At 69.4% G+C, this 6,445-nt stretch carries 7 protein-coding genes; 6 read left to right on the top strand and 1 reads right to left on the bottom strand.

Features of this window, described 5'->3' with window-relative positions; translation table 11 throughout:
- The 5 genes from F3J15_RS36645 to F3J15_RS36665 all read left to right on the top strand — a co-directional run.
- Positions 1-621, top strand: a 621-nt coding sequence (locus F3J15_RS36645) for an SDR family oxidoreductase (protein ID WP_166897593.1), incomplete at its 5' end; no start/stop codon positions are given.
- 186 nt (positions 622-807) lie between these two features.
- Positions 808-1,836: a LysR family transcriptional regulator gene (locus tag F3J15_RS36650; RefSeq protein ID WP_166897596.1), complete on the top strand. Its 1,029-nt coding sequence runs from the start codon at positions 808-810 to the stop codon at positions 1,834-1,836.
- A 100-nt stretch (positions 1,837-1,936) separates the two neighbouring features.
- Positions 1,937-2,626, top strand: a complete 690-nt coding sequence (locus F3J15_RS36655; protein WP_166897599.1) for a DUF4286 family protein — start codon at positions 1,937-1,939, stop codon at positions 2,624-2,626.
- A gap of 87 nt (positions 2,627-2,713) precedes the next feature.
- Positions 2,714-4,033, top strand: coding sequence for an MFS transporter (locus tag F3J15_RS36660; RefSeq protein ID WP_089485399.1), 1,320 nt, complete (start codon positions 2,714-2,716; stop codon positions 4,031-4,033).
- Between the two features lie 49 nt (positions 4,034-4,082).
- Positions 4,083-4,784 carry a DUF2848 domain-containing protein gene (locus F3J15_RS36665; RefSeq protein ID WP_166897603.1) on the top strand — a complete coding sequence of 234 codons (702 nt, stop codon included), beginning with the start codon at positions 4,083-4,085 and terminating at the stop codon, positions 4,782-4,784.
- A 352-nt stretch (positions 4,785-5,136) separates the two neighbouring features.
- On the opposite strand, the gene F3J15_RS36670 is transcribed toward F3J15_RS36665, so the two are convergent.
- Positions 5,137-6,120, bottom strand: a complete 984-nt coding sequence (locus F3J15_RS36670) for an NAD-dependent epimerase/dehydratase family protein (RefSeq protein WP_166897606.1) — start codon at positions 6,118-6,120, stop codon at positions 5,137-5,139.
- A gap of 101 nt (positions 6,121-6,221) precedes the next feature.
- Here F3J15_RS36670 and F3J15_RS36675 point away from each other — a divergent pair.
- Positions 6,222-6,445: LysR family transcriptional regulator (locus F3J15_RS36675; RefSeq protein ID WP_166897608.1), on the top strand; the 224-nt coding region annotated here is incomplete at its 3' end.

Raw genomic sequence — 6,445 nt, forward strand, 5'->3', positions numbered from 1 at the left:
TATGCCGCGAGCACCGCCGACTGGGCCCGCTTCCTGCCGCAGATCGCCGAACGCTTCGGCCGCGTCGACGCACTCGTCGCGTGCGCGGGCGGCCACGGGCTCGGCCGCGCGGACGAAACCGACGACGCGCAGTGGCGCGACGCGATGCACGCGAACCTCGATACCGCGTTCGTCAGCGCGCGCGCGTGCCTGCCCGACCTGATCGCGCAGCGCGGCAGCATCGTGCTGGTCGCGTCGATCGCCGCGCTCGCGGCCGGGCCCAGCGTATGCGGCTACACGGTCGGCAAGCACGCACTGCTCGGGCTCGCCCGGTCGCTCGCCCGTGACTACGGGCCGCACGGCGTGCGGGCGAATGCGGTGTGCCCCGGCTGGGTCCGCACGCCGATGGCCGACGCGGAGATGGAACCGCTGATGGCGGCACACGGTGACACGCTCGACGGCGCGTATGCACGCGTCAGCGCTGACGTGCCGCTGCGGCGCGCGGCCGACCCGGACGAGATCGCGGCCGTGTGCGCGTTCCTCGCGTCGCCGGACGCGTCGTTCGTGACCGGCGCGACGCTCGTCGCCGACGGCGGCGCGATGGTCGTCGACGTGCCGACGCTCGCGTTCGACAAGCTCTGATGCGTGCGGGTGCGCCGCTCGTGTGGCGCCCCCGTCGCGGGCAGCGCTTCGTGCACGTCGTCCCATCCTCCACCACCTGCCCACGCACGCATACCGCGTCTTCCGCTTATTTCCCGCCCCCGAAAATCCGCTACCATCGACCGATCCCGCCGCCCCGCCCGGCACCGCCTCACGGTTCGAACGTCGATGAACATCCGGTTTCTTGAAACCTTCGTCTGGCTCGCGAAGCTGGAAAACTTCCGGCTCACGGCTGAAAAACTGCACACGACGCAGGCCGCCGTATCGAGCCGCATCGCGTCGCTCGAGGAAGCGTTCGACGTACGCCTGTTCGACCGCAACACGCGTTCGGCCACGCTCACGCCCGCCGGGCGCCGCATGCTCGCGTACGCGGAGCGGATCGTGCGGCTCGACGGCGAAATGCGCCGCGACATCGATGCGGCGAGCGACGCGGGCCTGATCCGGATCGGCGTGATCGAATCGATCGTGCACAGCTGGTTCCCCGCGTTGATGGCGCAACTGCGCGAGCGCTATCCGCGCCTCGACGTCGAGATCACCAGCGACACGACGCTGCACCTGATCCGCCTGCTCAGCACCGACGGCGTCGACCTGATCCTGCAGACCGACCCGGTGCCCGGCCCCGATTTCACGAACCTGCCGCTGTGCGAATTCCCGGTGCGCTGGGCGGCCAGCCCGCGCCTCGGGCTCGGCGGCCAGCCGCTCGACGTTGCGCGCCTGGCCGAATTCCCGATCATCAGCTTCTCGCGCCATTCGGGCCCGCACGCGACGATCGAGCGGCTGTTCGCGGCCGTCGAGCGGCCGGCCAGCATCAACTGCATCACATCGGTCGCCGCGATGATCCGCCTCGTCGCCGACGGCTTCGGCGTGGCCGCGCTGCCGCCCGCGATCATCGGGCGCGAACTCCACGAAGGCGCGCTCGAACTGCTCGACGTCGAACCCGAATTCCCCGCGCTGCCGCTTGTCGCGACATACCGCAGCCAGGGCCTGCCGGTGGCCGCGCGCATCGCGGAACTCGCCAGCGAAGTTGCGCGCGCGATGTCGGCCGCCGCGCATCACGCAAAGACGGCCGCGCCCGACAGCGTGGACAAAACACCCGCCCGTCCCGCGACAAAAGCCAAAGCGAAAGCACCGGCAAAAGTGAAACGCACGACTCCATCCCCCACGCCCCCGGCGAAACGCCGCCCGCGCCGCTCATAAGAAAACCTGTTCACCGCGAATTTGTTTTCTTGTTGGACGGGCGCGGCCCGTCTTCGGGAAACTGCGGTTCCTGCCCCCCCCCGTCACGAGGAACCCCGCGATGACCCGCCTTTCCCTTCCGCACGGCCAGCTTTGCGTCTGGACGGATATCGACCCCGCGCACGAAGCCGATTTCAACGCGTGGTACGACCGCGAGCACATGCAGGAACGTGTCGCGATTCCCGGCTTCACGCATGCGCGGCGCTTTCGCGCGACCGATCGCGGCCCGCGCCAGTATCTCGCGCTGTACGTGACGGATGCGCTCGACGTATTTCATGGCGATGCGTACCGGCGTGCGTTCACGCAGCAGACCGCATGGTCGCTCGCGAACTTCGAGCGCATGACGGGCACGCAGCGACGCGTCGGAGAACTGACGATCGAGGCCGGCGACGGAGAAGGCGCGCATCTCGCGCTGTTCGTGCTGCCGCCGAATCGTATCGACGTGCAGCACCTGCGCGAGCGCTTCGATGACGTGCTGCACGAACCGGGCATCCACGCCGCGCGACTTTTTTGCACCGCGCCTGATCTTTCCGCGCCGATCGGCGCCGATGCGGCCGCCCGCCCGGCTGCCGATGCGCTCGTGCTGATCGAAGGCAGCGATGCGGCCGCGACGCGACGCGTGGCCGTATCGCTCGCCGGGCACGACGACGTGCGCACCTTCGAGCTGCTGTGGCGCGCCGCCGCGCCGCTGCATGTCACGCGCGGCGACGTCGAAACCGAGCCCGCCGCTGCCGCCGCAATGCCGTCCTGATCACCTGATCGCCCCCGCCGGCCGCACCGCATGCGCGATGCACACCCACGCATCGGCCCGGCGTTTCATCCCGTTCCCCGACACGACATGCCCGACACCATGAGCACTCTCGCCCAGCCCGCCGCCCACGCGCCCCGCCGCGTCCGCAACAGCCGACTCGCGACCGCGAGCATGATCGGCACGTCGCTCGAGTGGTACGACTTCACGATCTACAACACGCTCGCCGCGCTCGTCTTCAACCATCTGTTCTTTCCGTCGGTCGATCCGCTGGCCGGCACGATCCTCGCGTTCTCGACCTATGCGGTCGGCTACGTGTCGCGCCCGCTCGGCGGCTTCGTGTTCGGCAATCTCGGCGACCGCATCGGCCGCCGCGCGGTGCTGATGCTCACACTGGTGCTGATGGGTGTGACGACCGCGTTGATGGGCGCGCTGCCGACCTATGCGCAGGCCGGCATCCTGAGCCCGATCCTGCTCGTCGCGCTGCGCTTCGTGCAGGGCGTCGCGCTCGGCGGCGAATGGGCCGGCGCGGTGCTGCTGTCGGTCGAGCACGGCGACCAGAAGCGGCGCGGGCTGTCCGCATCGTGGACGCAGATCGGCCCGTCGTTCGGCACGCTGCTCGGCACCGGCTGCATCGCGCTCGTGACGCTGTCGACCACGTCCGGCGATTTCCTGTCGTGGGGCTGGCGCGTGCCGTTCGCGGCCAGCGCGCTGCTCGTCGTGTTCGGCTTCTGGCTGCGGCGCGGCGTCGACGAAACGCCGCAGTTCGAGCAGCTCGCCGAATCGCACGCGACCGCCGAGGTGCCCGTCGCCGACGTGCTGAAGTACCACTGGAAGCGCCTGCTGATCGCGGGCGGCTCGCGGATCGGCTCGGACGTGCTGTATGCGCTGATCGTCGTGTTCACGCTGACCTACGTAACGACCGTGCTGCACCTGTCGCGCCCCGTCGCTTTGACGGCCGTGATGATCGGCACGGCCTGCAACGCGCTCGCGGTGCCGTTCTTCGGCGCGTTGTCGGACCGCTTCGGCCGCCGGCCCGTGTATCTCGCCGGCGCGCTCGCCGGCATCGTGTGGGCGTTCGTGTTCTTCACGCTGCTCGATTCGGCGCGCCCCGGCGCGATCGTCGCGGCCGTCGCGATCGGCCTCGTGATCCACGCGGTGATGTACGGCCCGCAGGGCGCGTTCGTGACCGAACAGTTCCCGACCCGCGTGCGCTATGCGGGCTCGTCGCTCGCGTACACGCTCGCCGGCATCGTCGGCGGCGGCTTCGCGCCGCTCGTGATCGCCGCGCTGTTCCGGCAGACGGGCACGACGACGGCCGTGTCGCTGTATGTCGCCGCCGCGCTCGTCGTCACGTCGATCGCGCTCCTCGTCGCACGCGAAACCGCGCACAAGCCGCTCGCGGATTGAACGTCGCCGCCAGCCGATTCATTCCTTCGCCCTTAAAACGGATACCCGCATGCCAACCCTGTCGTTCAATGTGATTTCCCGGCAACGCGCGCCGGCCACCGTCGACGTCGAGATCGAGCGCGTCGTGATCGCCGGCTGGGCCGGCCGCGATCCGGCCGCGATCCAGGCGCATATCGACGAACTCGCGGCGCTCGGCGTCGCGCCGCCGTCGACCACGCCGTGCTTCTATCGCGTGTCGGCCGCATTGCTCACGCAGGCGCCCGCGATCGGCGTGCTCGGCGCACGCTCGGGCGGCGAGATCGAATGCGTGCTGGTCGACAGCCCGGCCGGCACGCTCGTGACCGTCGGCTCCGATCATACGGATCGTGAGGTCGAAGCGTATGGCGTCGCGGTGTCGAAGCAGGTGTGCGCGAAACCGCTCGGCCGCGATGCGTGGCTTTACGCGGAAGTCGCGGATCACTGGGATGCGATCGAAATGCGTTCGTGGCTGATCTCGCGCGATGGCGAGCGGATTGCGTACCAGCACGGCGCGGTCAGCGGCCTGCTTGCACCCGACGTACTGTGGCAACGCTTCGACGACCGCCGCACGATGCCCGCGCGCAGCGCGATGTATGGCGGCACGGTCGCCGTGCATGGCTCGATCGCAGCGATGGGCGACGGCGAGACGTTCGAGATGGAGCTGCACGATCCGGTGCTCGGGCGCAGCCTTCGGCATCGCTATGCGGTGGAGGTGTTGCCGGTCGTCGCGTAACGGGCAATGAGCAATTGCGCGGCACACGGGCGCGACAGCGTTCCGTCGCCGCGCCAGCCGCTGCTATTACGGCTGAAAGCAGTGATAGTCCGGAAAGTTGAACTGCGAGTTGTTGCAATACAGAACCCCGGCCAGGTCGGCGCACCCGCTCAATGCGCACATGATTGCCCCTGCAACCGATACTTTCCACCCGAAATGCAACATCGCGCCCCCGTTTTCGCCTGATCGACCTGAGCCGACATGATGCGCATCGGACGCGCCCGGGTATGTGGAAAATTGTTGTGCCGCAGGTTCTGCGGTTCGCCATCGTGCCGGCCCGTGCCAGAGCAGGGACTCCGGCCCGGGCCGTTGCTCACTTGAGACACCCGAGCCCCGCCAGCGTCGCTTCCACCGCCGCGTCGAGCGGCGTCACCGGCTCGCGGCCGAGCACCGCGGTCACCCGCGTGTTGTCGAGCCGGATCGGCTCGCGCCACAGGTAGCGCATCTCGAGCAGTTCGCGCAGCGTCGTGACGAACGGCGCCGCGGCCCATACAAACCACCACGGGAACTTGCGCACCGTCGGCCGCAGCCCGTGCCGCTGCGCGACGCGGCGCACGGCCTCCGCCATCTGCGTGCCGTCCGCATCCCAATGCCCGCCGAGATGAAAGCGCGCGAACGGTTCCAGCGTGTCGCGCCGCTCGATCAGCTCGACCATCGCGCGCGCGGCGTCCGGCACATACGACCATTGGTGCCCGATGCCGTCCCGCCCCGGCACGCTGATGGACGCAACCGGCTGCCCGGCCTTGACGAGCCCCGCCGCAAACCAGCTGTTGCCGGTGAGCTTCGGCCCGAAGAAATCGCCGGCCCGCACGATGATCGTGCGGACGCCCTGCCCGGCCGCATCCTGCAGCCGGCGCTCCAGCTCGACGCGGATCGCGCCCTTGCGCGTCGACGGATGCTGCGGCGCATCTTCGACCAGCACCGGAAACGCGTCGGCGCCGTAGTTGTAGACGGTACCCGGCAGCACGATGGTCGCCCGCTCCGCCTTCGCCGCCGCGATCGTGTTGTCGATCATCGGCAGCACCTGCCCGGCCCAGTTGCGGTAGCCCGGCGGATTTACCGCGTGCACGATCACGCTGCAGCCGCGCGCGGCCCGGACGACCGCGTCGCGGTCCATCGCGTCACCGCGCATCCAGGCGATGCCGTCGCGCTCCACGACTTTGGCGTCGAGCCCGCGCTTCAGCGCGCGCACCTGCCAGCCCGCATCGCGCAACTGCCGCGCGACTTCCCCGCCAATCCCGCCGCTCGCGCCGAGCACGAGTGCCTGTCGTTGCGTCCCGCCTGCGTGGGTCGTCATTGCCGCTCTCCTTGAATGAATGTCCGTGATGACACGCATTCTGGCGCGGCTTCGGCTATCAAGGAATTGCCGAACCTGATGGATCAGCTATACATTTATGTATGACCACCGATCTGAACTGGGAACGCTACCGCACCTTTCTCGCCGTGCTGACGGAAGGCTCGCTGTCCGGCGCGGCGCGCGCCCTCGGCATCACGCAGCCGACGGCCGGCCGCCACGTCGCGGCGCTGGAAGCTGCGTTCGGCCAGACGCTGTTCACGCGCTCGCCGTCCGGCCTGCTGCCGACCGAGGCGGCGCTCGCGCTGCGCGGCCATGCGGAGGCGCT

This window comes from Burkholderia sp. Ap-955, assembly GCF_011753045.1.
GTDB classification, from domain to species: Bacteria; Pseudomonadota; Gammaproteobacteria; order Burkholderiales; family Burkholderiaceae; genus Burkholderia; species Burkholderia lata_D.

Excerpts from the sequence above, each read along its gene's own strand:
- F3J15_RS36670 (WP_166897606.1), bottom strand. The coding sequence starts at position 6,120 with ATGACGACCCACGCAGGCGGGACGCAACGACAGGCACTCGTGCTCGGC.
- F3J15_RS36650 (WP_166897596.1), top strand. The coding sequence starts at position 808 with ATGAACATCCGGTTTCTTGAAACCTTCGTCTGGCTCGCGAAGCTGGAA.
- F3J15_RS36660 (WP_089485399.1), top strand. The coding sequence starts at position 2,714 with ATGCCCGACACCATGAGCACTCTCGCCCAGCCCGCCGCCCACGCGCCC.
- F3J15_RS36665 (WP_166897603.1), top strand. The coding sequence starts at position 4,083 with ATGCCAACCCTGTCGTTCAATGTGATTTCCCGGCAACGCGCGCCGGCC.
- F3J15_RS36655 (WP_166897599.1), top strand. The coding sequence starts at position 1,937 with ATGACCCGCCTTTCCCTTCCGCACGGCCAGCTTTGCGTCTGGACGGAT.